Source organism: Niallia taxi (assembly GCF_032818155.1).
Classification (GTDB): domain Bacteria; phylum Bacillota; class Bacilli; order Bacillales; family Cytobacillaceae; genus Niallia; species Niallia taxi_A.
This window is the reverse complement of the sequence record NZ_CP102589.1, coordinates 3,571,720-3,590,900: the sequence shown is the minus strand read 5'-3', so window position 1 is coordinate 3,590,900 and position 19,181 is coordinate 3,571,720. Positions and strand designations below refer to the sequence as shown.

Genomic DNA, 19,181 nt, shown 5'->3' with positions numbered 1-19,181 from the left:
GGAGATCGGAAATGGCATTAGAAATAAAAAATGTAACAAAAGGATTTGGCTCATTTGTTGCGGTAGATAATGTATCTTTATCAATTCCCGAAAATGAAATGTTTGGATTTTTGGGCGGAAACGGTGCAGGCAAAACGACAACCTTTCGCATGCTGCTCGGAATATTGGATATAAGTGAAGGGGAAATCACCTGGAACGGACAGGGCATTAACTATTCGACAAGTCCAGAAATTGGCTATTTACCTGAAGAAAGGGGACTTTACCCGAAACTAAAGGTAAAGGACCAGCTTGTTTACTTAGCAAGACTGCGCGGAATGGACAAAAAGGAAGCACTAACGGAGCTGAAGTATTGGCTGGAGCGTTTTAAAATACCTGATTATCTTGAGAAAAAGGTAGAAGAGCTTTCAAAGGGGAATCAGCAAAAAATCCAATTCATCAGTGCGGTGCTGCATAAGCCGAAGCTTCTTATTTTGGATGAGCCATTTAGTGGTTTAGACCCAGTTAATGTGGAACAGTTGAAAAGTGCTGTTATCGACTTGAAGAATTCAGGAACGACAATTGTTTTTTCTAGTCACCGGATGGAGCATGTTGAAGAAATGTGTGAGAACCTTTGTATCATGCATAAAGGAAAGCCGGTAGTACATGGCGGCTTGAAGGAAATCAAACGAAGCTTCGGGAAGAAAAATGTCACTATCCATGCTGATTTTGATTTGACTTATTTAATTAAATTTCCTGGTGTTGTTAAGCTGAAACAAACGACAGAAGGAGCAGCATTGCAAATTGAAGGGGAGGAAATTGCAGAAAATATTTTGAAGGATATTGTTGGAAGGGGCTTCATCCGAAAATTTGCGCTTGAGGAGCCGACTTTAAATGATATTTTTATCGAAAAGGTAGGTGCTTCACTTGAATAGTTTTTGGATTATCTTATTTCATACTTACTGGACAAAGGTAAAAACGAAATCATTCATCATTACAACGATTATTACATTACTGCTTATTCTTGGCTTAACAAATATCCAATCTATCTTCGAAATGTTCGATGATGAGGATGGATCCGATAAAATTGCGGTCATCGATAAAACGAACGAATTGTATCAATCTGTTGCTGCAATGTCAGAATCCATTCAAGAAGGAATGGAACTGGAGCACTATGTAGATGGTGAGTCACAAGCAAAGAAAAAGGTAGAGGATGATTCCTATCAAGGGCTGTTGATTCTTGACTATGATAATGAAAATTTACCGCAAGCATCCTACTATAGTATGGATATTACGGATTCAGCTACAGCAACTAGCGTAGAAACAATCGTTCAAGCAGTTAAGAGTCAGCTGGCAGCAGCACAATTGAATCTTTCTGGTGAACAGCTGGAGAAATTAAACGAACCAGTGCCATTTGAGCATTTTGCCCTTGAAAAGAATGCGAAAACAGAGGAAGAATTAAATCAGGCAAGAGGACTTGTCTATGTGCTGTTATTCCTCATTTATTTTGCAGTTATCCTATATGCTAACATGATAGCAATGGAGGTAGCGACAGAAAAATCTTCGCGGGTTATGGAAATTTTGATTTCCAGTGTGTCTCCGATTAAACATATGTTTGCAAAGATTTTAGGTATCGGGCTTGTGAGTATAACCCAGCTGGCGATTCTGCTTGTAGCAGGGTATTTTTCTGTTACAAATAATGATAACATGAGCACACTTGATGGCTTTCTTGGTTTTAGCGGCATTCCTGCTGCAACAATCGTCTATGCTGTTGTATTTTTTGTTCTCGGTTATTTCTTATATGCAACGCTGGCAGCATTCCTCGGATCACTTGTCAGCCGCATTGAGGATGTACAGCAAATGATTACTCCAATGACTTTAATGGTAGTGGCAGGCTTTATGATTGCGATGTTTGGTTTGAATAACCCAGATACGACATTTATTACTATTACCTCTTATATTCCGTTCTTTACACCAATGCTGATGTTCATGCGGGCAGGTATGCTGAGCCTTCCAGTGTGGGAGCCGATTTTAGGTATGGGCGTATTGGCTGCTTCCATCATCATTCTGGCTGTCTTTGGCGGAAGAGTTTATAAAGGCGGTGTGCTTATGTATGGGAAATCTAATTCGTTCAAGGATATTAAGAAAGCACTCCAGTTAACGAAAAAGGAATAATGCTTAAAGGATTCACGATTCAATTCGTGAATCTTTTTTATTAATGAAGAAAAATTATTGCTAGTCTCGTCCATACTTGTACAATGAACCTATGAGGATGAAAGAAGGTGTTTTATGAGTTTATTACAAAAGGGGGACAAAGTCGCCTTTATTGCTTGCTCTGATGGAAGAGACGAGTCGAAAGCAAGTGCCTATTCGTTTTTAGAAAAGCAGCTTGAACAGTTTGGGATTTATTCCGTTTATGCAAAAACCTTTTATGCAAACGAAAATACTCCATTCAGCGGTGCCCCAAAACAGAGAGCAGCAGAGCTAATGAAGCTATATGCAGATAAGGAAATTAAAGCTATATTCGACCTGTCAGGCGGAAACTCTGCCAATGAGGTGCTTTCCTTTATAGATAGTACTGTTATTAAGAAAAATCCGAAGCCCTTTATAGGCATTAGCGATTTGTCTGTCCTCAATAATGCATTGTTTGCTTTAACTGGTGTAGCTAATCTTCATTACCAGGCAATGAATCTTATAGGACCGGACGCAGATTTTCAAAAAGCCTTATTTGCTAAAGTGTTTCTTGAAAGCTGGGCATCTCCAAATGACAGTGTAACCTTTTCATATAAATGGCTCCGCGGCAGCGACATGAGCGGATGTGTGATCGGGGGGAATGCAAGATGCCTTTTGAAGCTAGCAGGCACTCGATATATGCCTGATCCAGAAGGAAAGCTTCTTTTTCTTGAAAGTCTAGGAGGTGGCCCTGCGGCTATTGCCTCGTATTTTGCTCAGCTAGACCAGCTCGGCATTTTTGAAAAATGTACTGGCATTCTGTTAGGCACATTCACTTATATGGAGAAAAATACTTGCAGTCCTTCAGTAGAGGAGCTTTTGCTCCAGTACACTGAAAAATACAGAACTCCAATTGCAAAAACAGAAAAGTTAGGACATGGAGCAGACTCTCACTGTATACCAATAGGAATGCATCTTGAATTATAGTGAATAGGAACGTGCATTCGTATTTTAATGATGGTAATATAAAATAGAAGAAAGGAGGAAGTAGTATGGAAGAGATTACATTTATACACTGCGCAGACCTTCATTTGGACAGCCCGATGCTTGGACTGAAAAATCTGCCTGCTCCTATTCGGGCACAGCTCCGCGAAAGTACTTTCGCCTCCTTCAGGAAAATAGTGGATACGGCGATTGCAAGACAAGTCGATTTCGTTCTTATCGCAGGAGATATTTATGATGGAGAAGACAGGAGTCTGCGGGCACAAATCCTTTTCAAAAAAGAGATGGAAAGACTTAAAATTCAGGAGATAGACGTATATATCATCCATGGGAATCATGATCATTTAAGTGGAAGCTGGCTGGAAGTAAGCTTTCCTGATAATGTTCATATCTTCCCTTCAGACGTGACTGTTTTCGAGCACAAAAAACGGAACACGAAAATCCATTTATACGGCTTCAGCTATGAAACAAGGCATTTATATGATAGAAGAATAAATACATACGAAAAAACAGACACTGCAGATTACCATATAGGTCTATTGCATGGCAGCATGGAGGGAAACAGCGATCACAGTCCGTATGCTCCTTTTAACTTACAGGAGTTAGCTTCAAAGGGGATGAATTACTGGGCATTGGGCCATATACATAAACGAGCAGTACTGCAGGCAGACCCTCCTGTTGTGTATCCGGGAAATATTCAAGGAAGACATAAAAAGGAAACCGGAGAAAAGGGCTGTTATTATGTTAAATTGAACAACGGGGATGCTGAGCTGGAATTTATTCCAACAGCAACATGTTTATGGAAGTCTGTGCAAATAGATGCTGCAGGTGCCAAAAATGCCGACGAGCTTTTGTCGCTTTGCCATATTGCTCAAGAGAAGGAAAGAGATCAAGGCTTGCCTACTATTTTGGCCATTTCTATTATAAATGCAGAGGGAATCGGCAGTCTTCAAGCAGGAGAATTATTGGAGATACTACAGGAGGATGAACTCGATGAAACAAATTTTGCATGGATTTCGAGTCTGTCGATAACAGAAAATATCAGTTGGAATAAGGCAAAGCTTGAGTCAGACTCAGCGTTTTTTACAGAGCTTTTTCAAGCTGTGAAAGAAACTGATTCCATTGATGAGGCTGTGGCACCAATTTATCGTCATCCAGGTGTTTACCGCTATCTTTCGGAATTAACTGAACGAGAGAAAGAGGAGCTGGCAGAAGAAGCAGAACGGCTGCTGTTCACCATGCTGAATGGTGTCTCTTAGGGAGTGAAAAATAGTGCGAATTAAAACAATTACAATTTATGGATATGGAAAGCTGGAGAATATCACCATTGATTTAGATGCAGATATCCAAGTTTTTTTTGGAGAAAATGAAGCAGGCAAGTCAACGATTATGAGCTTCATCCACAGCATTCTGTTCGGATTTCCTACAAAGGTTCAAACAGAGCTAAGATATGAACCGAAACTGCAACATAAATATGGCGGGAAGCTAACAGTATGGTTTCCGGAGCATGGGCTGGCATCAATTGAGCGTGTAAAAGGGAAAGCTGCTGGTGATGTTACAGTCGTATTGGAGAATGGTCAAAAAGGACAAGAGCAATTGCTTGGAGAATTGCTGCAAGGTGTTGATAAAGGACTTTATCAATCTATCTTTTCCTTTAATCTTGACGGCTTGCAAAACATCCATGGCTTAAAAAGTGAGGAAATTGGCAGATTCTTGTTTTCGACAGGTATGATTGGATCAGACAGCATTTCAAAAGCAGACAATGAACTGCAGAAGGAGCTGGATTCACGCTTTAGACCTAATGGTAAGAAGCCAGTTCTGAATGAGCTGTTGCTAGATTTAAAGGATGCCCATCAGCAGCTGAAAAGTGCTGAGAGAACAAATGGTCAATATCGGGAGCTATTGGAGAGAAGAGAACAGCTTGCTGAGGAATTGGAAGCAGCAGAAGCTGATACAGCTAGTCTTGCATGGAACATCACAAAGCTCGAAAAATGGGTGGAGGCTGCTCCGATCGTGTTTGAAATAGAAGTAACGGAAGGCAATAGGAAGAATTACAAGAACCTTGCCTTTCCGAATGCCGGGTTAGAAAGATGGGAACGCATTAAGGACAGAATGCTGACAGTGCAAAGTCAAATTCAGCATGTACAAAACAAAATGAAGGTGTTAACGGAGAAGCAGACACAGCTTCAGCCAAATGAAAAGCTATTGGAGGAGGCTGGAGAAATAACAGAAGCAAGCGGAAAAATGCCTGTTTATGAAGAGCTGCAAAAGCGAAAAAATCAGCTGATAAGTCAGCTCTCCATGCTTGAAAAGGACATCAAAATCCTTCAAGAAAAATTGCATATTCCATTAACAACGGATGATATTTCTGAAATTAATACAAGCATTTTCATGAAAGAGCAATGTGCTAATGCAGATGCAAAGCAGAAAAGCCTTAAATCCTCACGATTTGAGCTTGATTCAAGGCTTAAGGAAGAGCAGCTGCAGCTTGAAGCGCTTGAACATTCGACAGCTGAAATGGAAGCGAGGCTGCTTTCTGATGAAAACAGGAAGGAATTAGAAAGCCAGCTTAAAGCAGCGGAAAATATCAGCTGGCATAAAGAAAAGGTCGCAATGCTTGCGCGGGACTTGGATAATGTCCAAAATCAGCTGGAAGCAAATCGAAAAAGCCATTTTGCTGCAAATATGCAGTTCCTATTCATTTTGATTATGCTGATTGTCATTGGACTAGCAGGAGCGGCTGAAAAACTGACGTACTTAGTGCTTGCAGCTGTGATAGGTGGAGTCGCGGCTATCATTTATTACATGACAAGGATAAAATCTGCCCAAAAGGAACGATCAAATCTCCAAGGCAAGGCAAAAAGGCTGAAGCGAGAAAATGCAGCCACTAATGATGTGTCAGGAACGGGCGAAGTGTCTGACGTATTTGCACTTAAAGAGGCACTTGAAAGGGACAATCAAGCAAGAGAAAATTATAGCTTGAATCTAGTGAAGCTGGAGCAGCAAACACGGGAATATGATAGAATTCTCCATGGCTTTGAGTCCTGGGAGCATCAATACAGGGAGCACCAGCAAGTTCTTAAGGAGCTTAGCATTGCTTTGAAAATACCAGAGCAGCTTGCACGTGATTTTATTTATGATGCCTATTTGCTTTTGGATGAATGGAAAATGAAGCTAAAGGATAAATGGGCAATTTTAGAGGATATTTCGGAAATAGAGAAAGAATCAGACCAAATAGCTGCGAAAATATCCAGCTATTATGAGCAGTTTTTTTCTGCAGGAGCAGAATCGCTCACCTTTATGTCCATTCAGCTAGTAAATAGTGTCAGAGACGAGAAGGAAAAGAAAATCTACTGGCAGGAGAATCAAAGGGCAATAGAGGAATATATCCAGGAGCTAAATGGTTTAGAAGGAGAGCTCTCTATCTTTTCGTCAGAAGCTGCTGAATTGCTTGCCCTTGCTGAAGCAGAAACAGAAGAGGAATACCGTAAAAAGGGCGAGCTTAATACAGAAAAACTCAGCTTGGATGCAAAGCTGTTCGCATTACAGGAAAAATTAGCTCATTTTCGTTTTTCGCAAGAAGAGATAGACGTGCTAGGCAGTTTAGAAAATCCAGAAGCAGAAAAGTCGCGCTTAACAGAAAAGCTTGCACAAAAAAATGACAGAATCAAGCAGATTATGAAAGACAGCGCCACAACTGGAATTACAATTTCCGAACTGGAAAGTGGTGGAACTTATACAGAGAAATTGCATTTATTTAAACAATTGAAAGATGAGTTTCAGGAGGAAGTCAAGGAATGGGGGAAATATGCTGCCGCAAAGCATTTCCTGACAAAAACGGTCAATGCCTATAAAGATAAGCAGCTGCCTGTTATGCTGCAAAAAGCGGAGGAGTATTTCGCTATTTTAACAGAAGGTCAATATGTTAGGATATTGCCGAAGGAAGAAGGAATTGGATTTTTGCTGGAAAGTGCGAACAATACCTTTTTTGAAGCGAAGGAGCTAAGCAGAGGGACAGCTGAGCAGCTTTATGTGGCAATTAGGCTTGCGCTTACTCAAACATTTTATCAGAAATATCCACTGCCAATTATTATTGATGATAGCTTTGTTAATTTTGACAGCAAAAGGACAAAGAAGGTGCTTGAGCTCTTGAAAACATGCAGGGATAATCAGTTGCTTTTCTTTACATGCCACAGCCATTTACTAGAACATTTTCCAGAAGGGCAAATTCATTCTCTTATGCAGCCCTCTTTAGAGAGAGACCGGTAGAAGTAAATAATGTTATACTAGGAACGAATAAAGATAGATGGAAAAGGAGCGAAAGTACCTTGGATAAAAAAGGAGTCCTACACTATGACGTTGGAGATCAGTTTGATTCCCACTTACTGATAAAAAGTTCAGCAAGGGCGTTGGCCAGCAATGGCAAGCCTTTCTTAACATTGATTTTCCAAGATAAAAGTGGAGAAATAGAAGCAAAGCTATGGGATGCTACAGATGCAGATGAGCAAATATATCAGCCTGAAACAATTGTAAAAATAAATGGGGATATCCAAAACTACAGAGGCAGAATGCAGCTTAGAATCCGTCAAATAAAGCTTGTTTCCCAAGAGGAGAGTGTGCGACTGTCAGATTTTATTGAAACAGCGCCACTTGAAAGCGAAGAAATGCAAGCAAAAATAAACCAATATATTTTTGATATGAAAAATCCTAACATACAGCGCATAACAAGACATCTTGTTAAAAAGCATCAGAAGGAGTTTTTCGAGTACCCAGCGGCAACGAAGAACCATCATGAGTTCGTCTCAGGCTTGGCCTACCATGTTGTCAGCATGCTTGATTTAGCGAAATCGATTGCAGGGCTTTATCCGAGTCTTGATACAGACCTGCTGTACGGCGGCATTATCCTTCATGACTTAGGGAAAGTACAAGAGCTGTCTGGACCAATTTCAACCACGTATACTGTAGAGGGAAATCTATTGGGGCATATTACAATAATGGTAAATGAAATAGGAAAAGCAGCAGATGAGCTTGGCATCAAAGGGGAGGAAGTAATGATCCTTCAGCATTTAGTGCTATCTCATCATGGAAAAGCAGAATGGGGCAGCCCAAAAGCACCTCTTATTAAAGAAGCAGAAATTCTTCACTATATTGATAATTTGGATGCGAAGATGAATATGCTAGACAGAGCACTAGAACGTGTAAAACCAGGTGAGTTCTCTGAAAGAATTTTCCCATTGGAAAACAGATCCTTTTACAAGCCTTCCTTCCATAATTAATAGATTACACAACAGGCTTCCTTTCTATGAAGGAAGCCTGTTTATATGTCTTGCTATAAAAGATGAATATCCTTTCTTTTCTAGCATATGATGTAGTAATTAAGAGAAAACAAAGCGAAAGAAGGGAGCTAATAGTATGTTTGAGATACCAATGTGGGTGCTGTTTGTATTGGGGGGCATTGTTGTAAGTGCATTTATGGCTGTTAAGTCTGGAAAAGAGGACAGGCAGCAGGAGCAGGAGATTATCGAAAGAGAAGGCGATGTTTATATAAAAAGGATGGAGGAGGAAAAGCATAAGAAAATAGGCAGTGATAAAGAAAGAGTGTATGAAAATTAAAAGGGAAGCTAGAGATTATCTCTAGTTTCCCTTTTTATGTTACTTGCTTGTAGATGTGTTTGTTGACCCACTTGTGGAATCAGTAGATGTCGAATCAAGAACGGATTTCAAATCTTTATCTTCAACCTTAACATCTGCATCTTCCAATTCTTTAGCCATCGCACTGTTAATGATATCAGATGTTAGCTTGGACACTTTCAATTCATATTCCATATCATCCTTAACATCTTCGTATTTCCCTTTTTCCTTTTTATCTGTAACTTGAATAATGTGGTAGCCATTTTCTGTCTTAACAGGATCACTTATTTGGTCTACCTTCAGCTTATAAGCAGCATCTTCAAATTCAGCAACCATCGTACCTGCTCCGAACCAGCCTAAATCTCCGCCTTTATCTTTAGTTGCCGTATCTGTTGAATATTCCTTCGCTAAATCTTCAAATTTCTCGCCATCATCCAGCTTCTTCTTCACTTCTTCAGCTGTTTTTTTATCTGCAACAAGAATATGGCGCGCTTCTATCTCTGGTTTATAATCCTCGTAATATGCTTTAATTTCATCATCAGTTACCTTCACTTCTTTAACTGCAGCTTTTTCTTGAAGCATTCCTGTTTTTATCATAGAACGCAGCTCATCTTCATCTTTATAGCCGTATTGTTGGAGTGCCAATTCAAAATTGTCTCCCAGCTGTGCTTTAATGCTATCGACCCGCTCATTTAACTCATCGTCTGAAACTTTATATTTATCTTCGAGTACCTTTTCATATAGAAGGGATTGCAGTACAGTAGCACCATATTTTTCCTTCATTGCATCATAAAGTTCATCCTTAGTGATATTACCTGCATCTGATTTCACAACTGCATCAGAGCTATCATTGCTACATGCACCGAGTGCAAGGACACCAGCAGCTAGAGAGATGGATAGTAGCCATTTTTTCAAGTTAAACACTCCTAAGTTAGTTTAGTCTGTAACATCCAATGATTACTATATCATAAATTTTCAAAAGAACAAAAATCCGCTTTTTATAAAACTTAATGCTCATTGATTTGCAGTTAATAAAAAAATTGGGTAAATATTCTGTTCCGTTTTTTGGTCCTAGACATATGATACATTGAGCTTGAAAAACAGCTTAAGAATTTGCCTAAGGCTTATTCGTGCTAGGTTGTGCAGAAGTCAGGATAAGGGGGCAGTGAATGTTTCACTGCATGAAACTGACTTTTGTTAGCAAGCAAGTCGTGCAGTCTTAACAGTTAACAAAATAATATGGTAGCAGCTTTAGAAGGAGGTGTTACTATGGGTCATGCATATGGCGGAGGATTTGCGTTAATCGTAGTACTTTTCATTCTTTTAATTATTGTTGGCGCTGCTTGGCTATAAGAGCTAAGTTAAACAGCAAGAATTGAACTTAGAAAGGAGGAGTCTTCATGTCAGGTACAGGTGCATACGGCGGAGGATTTGCGTTATTAGTGGTGCTTTTCATTTTGCTTATCATCATCGGAGCAAGCTGGGTTTACTAATATCCTCTAATTGAAAAAAAAGCAGCGATGAAAATCGCTGCTTTCCTTTCATTAAAGGTATCAATTGCCTTTACTAAGAAACTTATTTCCGTTTATGTTAACTAAATAATAAATCAACATAGGAAGAAATCAAAAGAATCGTGATAAGGACATTAATTGTGCGGAAAACCTTTGGTTGTTTATCTTCCGGTATTTCCTTTTGGGTACATAATGCATTTGTCATTCTATTAATATTATATAATATTAATATGGCTAGGATAATAAAAATGGAGATCATCATTGATTCCCTCCTTTAGACAGAATTGTTGTATGATACTTACAATATCAAATTAAGGAATAAAAAGATAGTATTATATCCTATGATTTGTCAGTTAAATACATGCATCCTTTTCATTCCTTTATTATCGTATGTCCAATTAGTTTATTTGCATCAAGCATTAGCTGACATTACTCACCAAAATTTCAATGCCGTCCTCATTTTCTTCCACATAACAAGACTTAGGTGACTTCCATAGGCTTTTAATGCGAATAAAGTCCGGTACACACATGCCAAAATGATAAGCGAAAATAATCAAGAAATAATGAACATAATGGGAAAAAAGGAAGCAGCAAATGATCAATACACTGTTAATAACAAGCATTGGCATAATTAAAGCAAAGATAAAATTAACTTTTCCAATTGGGTCGATTGCCCGTATGCAAATTAACGGGAAAATACGGCCGTGAACATCAATGGACTTTTTAATTTTTTTGCCTAAGTGTACAACCGGTAAAAAGTGAAGCAGTTTATGAACAGGATAAACGAGCAGGAACGCTGCTACAAATGTAAAAAAGTAGTTATCGTTTAAGCCGTTATGCCCAAAAAGTGCAATTGTCGGAGTATAAAGGAACAAAAAAGTAAAAACCATTGTCAAGGAAGACATAAATAGTATGCGTTGAAAGCCGTACTGTTTATGAAAATTGATTGTCTTCCAGCAATTCATATTCTAATCACCCTCCGTTAGGAGAAATTTTCTAATTTAATAAAACTCACCATGCTACTTTACGACGAAAAGGGTAAAAAATCAATAGTTGTTTTTGAATATTTACTGGTCTGTTAAAACAAAAAAAGATAAGACAGCGTCTCATCTTTTTTTTTTCTTTTATCCCATTTACGAGTATCGGTTTATTACTTCATAGGCGCCGGTTCTTTATGTTTAAGCTGCCCGTTTTGTTCAACAAAAGTGTCTTCAATATTGCTGAAGGATTTTTCGAATATTTCCATGAAGTTTTCTCCATAAATATTCTTAACAATTGTCATCATTTCCAGTAATTCAGGAAATTTTCCATATAAGTTTTTAATCGGCAAAGCAGCAGAGTAAGCAGAACTGTTTTCTGGGTTATACTCTTCCATAATGCTTAAAAACATTTGCTCGCCTTTTTCTGTCAGACACACATATGTGTTCCGTTTATCATTTTCTTTTTTTGAGAACTGGAGCAAACCCCTTTCCTCCAGCTTCTTGGAGAAGTTAAAGGCTGTTGAGACATGCATTACCCCGAAGTTCGCCACATCTGATATGGAGGCGCCATTTAATTGATAGGCTATCCATAAAATATGATGTTCGTTAATATTAAGGTCATACGGCTTAATCCAATTCTGCCAGTCCTTTTCAATCGACTTCCATAGTGCTTTACTGAGTTGTCCTACTCTTTGAGTAAACATTAAAGCTTCCTTCATTGAGCATTCTTTTTCATTCATCCCCAAATCTATTCACCTACTTTTCTATTATCTATAATCATTATGCCAATAAAACAAAAATTAATAAAGAAAAAATAAGCGAAATTTTTAGAAATAAGCATATTTTTTGAAAGAAAACGTTTTATCGTATAAATATTTTTCATTTCAAATAAAAATTCACCCTTTTTATACATGGATTCTACACATTAACGTTCTAAAGTGGGTGACTTTTTAAGTGGAGCGAACAGCTTGAATTGAAGGTTTTTAGCGAGAGATTAATTACGAAATAGAATAGTTATGTCATTGAATATTTTTATACTCTAAAAATATCGATTTTAGAAATGAATAAGAAATAAGTTGTAAGAAAAATCAGAATCCTAATTTGAAATTTTTTTTCTAACATGAGTTTCCGTATTTACTATATGCGTATATTTATTTTTTCTAAAAATAGTGATTTTTATGTTAGGATATTTAACATGGTTAAGTGGATTATTAGGGAGGTAATAAAAGGAGAGGAAGCCGTGTTAGGTTTCCTCTCTTTTTGTGTTATTGCTGCTGTTTTAAGTCGTTTTCTAATTCGGATACTGTTTTTTCAATTTCGTTTAACTCGATTTTTAGCTGTTCTTGGTGTGGTTTAATCTCTATTTTCCATTGCTCCAAGGCAACTTTTATATCGTCAACGAAGGTGCCGATGACATTTTTGCCTTCTTTGCTGGCAGTTGCAATGCTTTCTTTAATTTCAATAAGGTCTTCTTTTAAATCCTTAAATTCTTTTAAGAAGGCCTTACTATTGTCCACACACACCTTTCTTGCTTCCTTGCCAGATACAGGTGTTGTGAATATAGTTGCTGCTGCTGCTGCAAGACCGCCTATGATAAATCCTGATAAAAATGTTTTTCCACTCATCTTGTTCACCTCGTCTTTTTTTTCTCATTATAGCTTATTTTACTATTGTTTTACATATATATGGATTTGTAAGTCCAACAACAAAAGCAGATAGAGGATTCTATCTGCTAAAGATACTTGTTTTTAAGCGTTTTGCTGAAAAGTTTTCATAAATTCAGCGAGGGCTTCCACATGCTCTAACGGCACTGCATTATAGATGGACGCTCTGCATCCACCGATAGACCTATGTCCGTTCAGTCCAACAAAACCAGCTTGTTTTGCTTCTTCCAAAAATCTTTTTGTTAATTCGTCTGATTGCAATGTGAATGTTACATTCATTTTAGAGCGGCTGTTTTTAGCTGCATGTCCATTATAAAAACCGTTGCTATTGTCGATGACGTTATATAATGTTTCTGCTTTTTTATTGTTAATCGCAGCAATAGCTTCAAGACCACCTTGATTTTCTGCCCACTTAAGCACAAGGGACAATAAATAAATGGCTAAGGTTGGCGGTGTATTAAATAAGGAATTACTGCTAGCATGTGTTTCATAGCTTAACATTGTAGGCAATGCTGAATTCTTTTTAATAAGCTCCTTTTTTATAATGACGACAGTAACACCAGATGGTCCAAGATTCTTTTGGGCGCCTGCATAGATAATGTCAAAGTTTTTGACATCTATAGGTGTGCTTAAGATATCACTGGACATATCTGCAACCACTGGAACCTTAAATCCAGTCGGGAAGGATTGCCATTGTGTTCCATAAATAGTGTTATTGCTTGTAATATGAAGATAAGCTGCATTTTCTGGAACTTGAATTTCGCCTGCTTCAGGAATATACGTATAGTTATCATCCTTACTTGAAGCAGCAATTTCTGTTTTTCCAATTTTAGCTGCTTCCTTAAGTGCCTTTTCTGCCCACACACCAGTAAGTGCGTAATAGCCAGTTTGACCGTTATCCAAAAGGTTCATTGGCACCATTGTAAATTGCAGACTTGCACCGCCTTGGAGGAAAAGAATTTCGTAATCTTCCGGGATAGAAAGCAGGGATGCAAGCAAAGCCTTAGCCTCATTATGGACTCCTTCATAATCCTTGCTGCGATGGCTAAGCTCCATTACAGACATGCCTGTATTGTTGAAATCCATCCAGCTTTTTTGTGCCTCCTGCAATACCCATTCTGGAAGTGCTGCAGGACCAGCGTTAAAATTATATGCGCGTTTCATATTTTTTCCCCCTTGTGCTCTGTAGACGAAGTTTACCCTTATACTAACAAATTGTGATGATTTGTACAGATAAAAAAAGACAGCCATACTTGAGGTAAGGGCTGCCTTTGTTACACTAAAAAAATAATTTAAGTGCGGTTACATCATGAAACCTCTTGTGAAATTCATGGATAGCGATTTCGTGAAGCTATTATCCAATAGCTTTTTTATGTAGAAAATTTTTTTGTATTTTTCTTTACAGCTTTTCCTTAATGTCTGCAGCAATTTGGACAAGCTGCTCGTCTGAATACGCATCAAAGTTTGTTTTCCAGACTGCTCCAAAGCCATCGCCTTTCCCGTATCGAGGGATAAGATGCATATGGTAATGGAAAACAGATTGGCCTGCTTTTTCGCCATTATTGTTCAATGTATTAAGGCCGACTGGTTCAAAAGCTTCCTTAATTCCATTTGCGATGGAAGGAACAACTTCGAACAGATTTTTCGCGATTTCTGGTGTCAATTCATAAATATCCTTAACATGAGTTTTCGGAATGACTAAAGTATGTCCTTTAGTCACTTGGCTAATATCTAAAAAAGCAACAACATGCTCATTTTCAAATACTTTTTTTGCAGGAATTTCTCCTGCGACAATCTTACAGAAAATACAATCGCTCATTAAAAATTCTCCTTTTCCAATTGTTTTCTATATATTTTATCATAGCCGATAGAAAAAGCAGAGGAGATTGTTCTAACAGCTTTTATTAAACAAAAAAACAGAGACAGGATCAAGAGATCCTGCCTCGTTGAAGAGGAACTTCTTATTGCGTTCTGTTAAAGGTCATTCTCTTTGATAAACACCTCATTTAATAATGATTTGTTTTCTATGAGAAAAATCGATCATTGTTCAAACGAACCATCCCCTTAATTTAGGTCTTTATATGTTGGTTAACGTATAAAGAATAGATGACAGTCTGCGACACCACACCTCATTCCGTAATGGAAATAATAACTACTTGGATAAGCAACTACCGGTGTATTGATCTTCTGGCATACTTAACAAATAATGCAAGCTAACCATCCCCTTGTTGTGAACGAATGGAAGTTTCAGTTGGATTATTTCAGAAAATAATCTTTTGCAAACACCTCATTTTTATTATTGAATGTTTTCAACAATATTTAAGTGGTGCTCCCCTTCAATAAATAGAATGTCCGCTTTGAAGGATATATATACACAAAAAAAATAAAAGCTGTTGAAAAATTTCAATTTAACGTTAATTGTTGTTAAAATATAGATAATACAAACTTGGAGGTACGTATTCAATGGCGCTTTTAGAAGTGAAGAATTTAACGGGTGGCTATACTCGGAACCCGGTTTTAAAGGATATTTCCTTTTCCATTGATTCAAATGAAATAGTCGGTTTAATTGGATTGAATGGGGCTGGGAAGAGTACGACAATCCGCCACATTATTGGGCTGATGGAACCACATAAAGGGGAAATACAAATAAATGGGAGCACCTTTGAAAAAGACAAGGATGGATACCGTAAGCAATTTACTTTTGTACCAGAAACTCCGATTTTATATGATGAACTTACATTAGAAGAACATTTAAAAATGACTGCGATGGCATACGGTATTTCAGAGGAGCAATACAAAACAAGAATGCCTAAGCTTTTGAAGGAATTTAGAATGGAAAAAAGACTTAAATGGTTTCCTGCCCATTTTTCCAAGGGGATGAAGCAAAAGGTCATGATTATGTGTGCTTTTTTGGTTCAGCCATCTCTTTACATAGTCGATGAGCCTTTTGTTGGACTAGATCCACTTGGGATTCAATCACTTTTAGATATGATGAAGAAAATGAAGGAAGAGGGAGCTGGTATTTTAATGTCGACACATATTCTCGCAACAGCAGAGAGATATTGCGACAGAATTATCATCCTTCATGAAGGGAAAATCAAATGTGCTGGGACAATGGATGAGCTTAAAAGGGAATTCCAAATGCCTGATGCAACACTTGATGATATTTACATTAGGCTTACAAAGGAAGAGAGCCATGATTGAATTCAGTGAAAAGCAGCTGTGGAGGGACAGGATAAACTCCACGGTGAAGGAATATACCCAATATTTACGATATATCCTTAATGGACATTTAGTTCTTGTGCTTGTATTTCTGCTAGGAGCTGGCGCTTATTATTATCAGGAATGGCTGAAAAGCATTCCTTCAGGGTTCCCTGTTGCTTGGATTATGGCAATATTGCTTTCGTTACTCGTAACGAAAAGCCCGATCTATACGTTCTTAAAGGATGCTGACAGAATATTTTTGATTCCTGTAGAGTCCAGGATGAAAAAGTACTTTCTTAATTGTTTGCTTTTAAGCTTTATATTTCAAGTCTACCTGCTACTTATGGGGCTTGGTTTATTAATGCCGCTTTATGCAAGAGTGAATGAAGGAAAATTCGAATCATTTTGGTATTTCTTCCTTTTATTAAGTATCGTTAAGGGAATAAACATACTGATACGCTGGCATGTTCAGCATTATGTTAATACGAGTCACCATATAGCAGATTCACTTATTCGATTTTGCATAAACTTTGTCATTCTTTTTTTACTGTTTTCGAATGCGTCACCGTTGTTTGTAGTAGCTGTCCTAGTTATTTTGGCGCTTCTATTCTTCTATTACCAGAAGGCGACAAGCAAGCTGGGGATCAAATGGGAGTTTTTGATTGCACAGGATGAAAAGCGCATGGCAGGCTTTTACCAATTAGCAAATATGTTCACAGACGTTCCTCATTTACGTAACCGTATAAAAAGAAGAAAGCTGTTGGATGTATTCGTAAATCGAATTGGCTATAGTCAGCAACTTGTTTTTTCTAATCTTTATTGGAGAACCTACTTCCGCTCAGGAGATTATTTAGGTCTTTCTGTGAGGCTTACCGTAATAGGAGGAATAGCATTATTTTTCCTTTCCTTTGGAGTGGGGCAGGTATTGCTTGCTGTTCTATTTTTATATTTGACAGGTCTTCAGCTTATGCCGTTATGGAATGCTTACCAGGACAAGCTATGGATTAATCTGTACCCGCTGTCGATTGATCTTCGTAAAGCGTCCTTTAAAAAGACAATCTCTTCCATACTTTCTGTACAAGGAATTATTTTGTCTGCTGTAATAGCGATAAAAGGAGATTGGACAATGGGACTTATGACGCTGGTTGCCAGCATCATTTTCACTTATTTATTTGTGGCCCTTTATATGAGCAAAAAACTGCAGGCTTAATGTCGGCTTTTCGAAAACTCCCTTTTGGGAGTTTTTTTTATGGTGAAAGTGATGAAGAAAGGGAACAAATAGAGGAATAATACGTATGTATAGGAAGGAGAGACAAATGTAAGGCATATTTAAAGGGGCGAAATATATGAAGGAAAATGAGAGCATTGCCATGATGGAGGTAAAGGACTGGAAGCGACGAATTTTGAAGAGGCCGTCTATGCTAAATCGGGTGTCCAAAAAGGCACAGAATAAAATGAATGGCTATATTCCTGCTAAAGTCCACCAAGTTATAACAGAAGCGATTAAACAAATGATAACAGCAACACTTGCTGGCACAAATAAAATAACCAAAAGGCCTGTTAACACAAACAGAACCATTATCGAAATGGATAAAGAAATGGAAAAGAAAATCGCTCAGTTCCAAAAAGCTGCAGCCGTTGAGGGGGCTGGAACCGGGGCAGGCGGAATCCTCGTCGGATTGGCAGACTTCCCATTGCTTCTAGCGATTAAAATGAAGTTTTTAATGGAGTCTGCAGCATTGTATGGCCATGATCCAGAAGAATATGAAGAGAGGGTATTTCTTCTGTATGTTTTTCAGCTCGCATTCTCCAGTGAAGGAAGAAAGCCATACCTACTCGACATTATTGAAAACTGGGAAGAAAAGAAAGCAGAGGTGCTCAAGCTCGATTGGCAGGAGCTTCAGCAAGAATACAGGGATTATATTGATTTTGTGAAGCTATTGCAGCTTGTTCCAATCATTGGTGCAGCAGTTGGTGCAGTGGCTAATTATAATCTTTTAGAACAGCTTGGGGAAACGGCAAAAAATTGCTATCGTATCAGACATTTGGATAACACTAGCGATAATCTGCTTATAGAGGGAGAAAGCCCAAAACTTCTGTAATGATGCATATTCTCATTAAACGCAGCTTTTGATAAAATAGGCATTAAAAGATATTAGCAGGTGGAGGAAGAAATGAGAATCAAGAACTCAAAAACAGCATTGGCTTTAGTGGTATTATCGTTTGTAATTTTAATTTATACTATTTCAATTGTGAAAAATGAAAAAAACCTATTTTTTGATGAGGGTGTGCAAAATGCTCTCATTAATTTGTTTCCAGACAATTCCCACAGTTTTTTCAAATTTATTTCTGAATTTGGCGACAAAATAGGCATTGGGGCAATCGCCATTGTTGTGATCGCCTGGCTTTGGATTAGAAGAAGAGACTATGCAGGAATGGCTGCATTTGTACTTAGTGTCGGACTTGGCAATGAATTTAATAAAATTATTAAAGAAGCTGTCGCCCGCCCAAGACCATCCTTTCATGAAATTACCGATGCAGACAGCATGAGCTTCCCAAGCGGGCATGCAATGGTAGGTTTTATCCTGTATATGTTTATTGCCTATTTAATCGCAAGCGGCTTGAAAAATAAAGCACAGAGATGGATTGTTGCTGCAGTAGCATTCTTATTTGTGTTACTTATTGGCATAAGCAGAATTGTCCTTGGTGCACATTATCCATCAGATATAATTGGCGGCTATACATTAGGACTTATCTGTCTATTCTTATGGATTACACTTTATGAAATAGTAAAGGTAAGGCTGAACAAAAGAGGCAAAGCAGGGCAATAAGGGAAGAAAAGTCGAAGAGGCTGGGACGTAAGTATGTGAACCAGCTTAAAGACCGAACTACTTAATCGACCATGATTAAATAGTTCGGCTTTTTTTGTTTTTTAGTTTTTAGTGGAATGGAGCGGAGGCCACTCGACTACTAAGGGAAATAGAGGAAAGGATGAGACCCCGCAGGCGTAGACGAGGAGGCTCAGCTTCCTCCCCGCGGAA

The 19,181-nt window shown here is 38.2% G+C and carries 20 protein-coding genes; 13 read left to right on the top strand and 7 right to left on the bottom strand.

Annotated elements, in window-relative coordinates:
- Positions 1-11 precede the first annotated feature (11 nt).
- From NQZ71_RS17895 to NQZ71_RS17865, 7 genes are all read left to right on the top strand, one after another.
- Positions 12-911 (top strand): ABC transporter ATP-binding protein, encoded by a 900-nt coding sequence (locus NQZ71_RS17895; protein WP_317011084.1) that lies wholly within the window; start codon positions 12-14, stop codon positions 909-911.
- The gene (locus NQZ71_RS17890) at positions 904-2,151 is read left to right on the top strand and encodes an ABC transporter permease (protein ID WP_260053487.1); all 1,248 of its coding nucleotides are present in this window, start codon (positions 904-906) and stop codon (positions 2,149-2,151) included. Before NQZ71_RS17895 ends, NQZ71_RS17890 begins: the two co-directional genes overlap by 8 nt.
- A 114-nt stretch (positions 2,152-2,265) precedes the next feature.
- Positions 2,266-3,135: a S66 family peptidase gene (locus NQZ71_RS17885; protein ID WP_144451892.1), complete on the top strand. Its 870-nt coding sequence runs from the start codon at positions 2,266-2,268 to the stop codon at positions 3,133-3,135.
- A 65-nt stretch (positions 3,136-3,200) separates the two neighbouring features.
- Positions 3,201-4,409: a metallophosphoesterase family protein gene (locus tag NQZ71_RS17880; protein ID WP_317011083.1), complete on the top strand. Its 1,209-nt coding sequence runs from the start codon at positions 3,201-3,203 to the stop codon at positions 4,407-4,409.
- Positions 4,410-4,422: 13 nt separating this feature from the next.
- Positions 4,423-7,419, top strand: a complete 2,997-nt coding sequence (locus NQZ71_RS17875) for an ATP-binding protein (protein WP_317011082.1) — start codon at positions 4,423-4,425, stop codon at positions 7,417-7,419.
- 59 nt (positions 7,420-7,478) lie between these two features.
- Complete coding sequence (gene yhaM, locus NQZ71_RS17870) at positions 7,479-8,426, top strand: 3'-5' exoribonuclease YhaM (RefSeq protein WP_317011081.1); 948 nt, start codon at positions 7,479-7,481, stop codon at positions 8,424-8,426.
- A gap of 136 nt (positions 8,427-8,562) precedes the next feature.
- Positions 8,563-8,763, top strand: a complete 201-nt coding sequence (locus NQZ71_RS17865) for a sporulation YhaL family protein (protein ID WP_144451896.1) — start codon at positions 8,563-8,565, stop codon at positions 8,761-8,763.
- 39 nt (positions 8,764-8,802) lie between these two features.
- On the opposite strand, the gene NQZ71_RS17860 is transcribed toward NQZ71_RS17865, so the two are convergent.
- Positions 8,803-9,696: a peptidylprolyl isomerase gene (locus NQZ71_RS17860; protein ID WP_275004298.1), complete on the bottom strand. Its 894-nt coding sequence runs from the start codon at positions 9,694-9,696 to the stop codon at positions 8,803-8,805.
- Positions 9,697-10,050: 354 nt separating this feature from the next.
- Between NQZ71_RS17860 and NQZ71_RS17855 the strand changes: the two genes are divergently transcribed.
- Positions 10,051-10,134, top strand: a complete 84-nt coding sequence (locus tag NQZ71_RS17855; RefSeq protein ID WP_060670486.1) for a YjcZ family sporulation protein — start codon at positions 10,051-10,053, stop codon at positions 10,132-10,134.
- 47 nt (positions 10,135-10,181) lie between these two features.
- Complete coding sequence (locus NQZ71_RS17850) at positions 10,182-10,274, top strand: YjcZ family sporulation protein (RefSeq protein ID WP_127736325.1); 93 nt, start codon at positions 10,182-10,184, stop codon at positions 10,272-10,274.
- Positions 10,275-10,371: 97 nt separating this feature from the next.
- On the opposite strand, the gene NQZ71_RS17845 is transcribed toward NQZ71_RS17850, so the two are convergent.
- The 6 genes from NQZ71_RS17845 to NQZ71_RS17820 form a co-directional block, all read right to left on the bottom strand.
- Positions 10,372-10,551, bottom strand: a complete 180-nt coding sequence (locus NQZ71_RS17845) for a hypothetical protein (RefSeq protein WP_127736739.1) — start codon at positions 10,549-10,551, stop codon at positions 10,372-10,374.
- A gap of 160 nt (positions 10,552-10,711) precedes the next feature.
- Positions 10,712-11,257, bottom strand: a complete 546-nt coding sequence (locus NQZ71_RS17840; protein ID WP_127736321.1) for a DUF3267 domain-containing protein — start codon at positions 11,255-11,257, stop codon at positions 10,712-10,714.
- 185 nt (positions 11,258-11,442) lie between these two features.
- Positions 11,443-12,012 carry an HTH-type transcriptional regulator Hpr gene (locus tag NQZ71_RS17835; protein ID WP_127736318.1) on the bottom strand — a complete coding sequence of 190 codons (570 nt, stop codon included), beginning with the start codon at positions 12,010-12,012 and terminating at the stop codon, positions 11,443-11,445.
- 525 nt (positions 12,013-12,537) lie between these two features.
- On the bottom strand, positions 12,538-12,897 hold the full coding sequence (locus NQZ71_RS17830; protein WP_144451898.1) for a YtxH domain-containing protein: 360 nt from the start codon (positions 12,895-12,897) through the stop codon (positions 12,538-12,540).
- A 123-nt stretch (positions 12,898-13,020) separates the two neighbouring features.
- Entirely contained in the window at positions 13,021-14,100 is a 1,080-nt protein-coding gene (serC, locus tag NQZ71_RS17825) for a 3-phosphoserine/phosphohydroxythreonine transaminase (protein ID WP_317011080.1), read from the bottom strand.
- 235 nt (positions 14,101-14,335) lie between these two features.
- Complete coding sequence (locus NQZ71_RS17820; protein ID WP_144451900.1) at positions 14,336-14,755, bottom strand: HIT family protein; 420 nt, start codon at positions 14,753-14,755, stop codon at positions 14,336-14,338.
- 644 nt (positions 14,756-15,399) lie between these two features.
- Here NQZ71_RS17820 and NQZ71_RS17815 point away from each other — a divergent pair.
- The 4 genes from NQZ71_RS17815 to NQZ71_RS17800 all read left to right on the top strand — a co-directional run bounded on the left by NQZ71_RS17815 (position 15,400) and on the right by NQZ71_RS17800 (position 18,971).
- Positions 15,400-16,140: an ABC transporter ATP-binding protein gene (locus NQZ71_RS17815; RefSeq protein WP_127736306.1), complete on the top strand. Its 741-nt coding sequence runs from the start codon at positions 15,400-15,402 to the stop codon at positions 16,138-16,140.
- Positions 16,133-17,350 carry an ABC transporter permease gene (locus NQZ71_RS17810; protein ID WP_317011079.1) on the top strand — a complete coding sequence of 406 codons (1,218 nt, stop codon included), beginning with the start codon at positions 16,133-16,135 and terminating at the stop codon, positions 17,348-17,350. The genes NQZ71_RS17815 and NQZ71_RS17810 overlap by 8 nt, the downstream gene beginning before the upstream one ends.
- A 136-nt stretch (positions 17,351-17,486) precedes the next feature.
- On the top strand, positions 17,487-18,242 hold the full coding sequence (locus NQZ71_RS17805; RefSeq protein WP_317011078.1) for an EcsC family protein: 756 nt from the start codon (positions 17,487-17,489) through the stop codon (positions 18,240-18,242).
- A gap of 72 nt (positions 18,243-18,314) precedes the next feature.
- Entirely contained in the window at positions 18,315-18,971 is a 657-nt protein-coding gene (locus NQZ71_RS17800) for a phosphatase PAP2 family protein (RefSeq protein WP_317011077.1), read from the top strand.
- Positions 18,972-19,181: the final 210 nt, after the last annotated feature.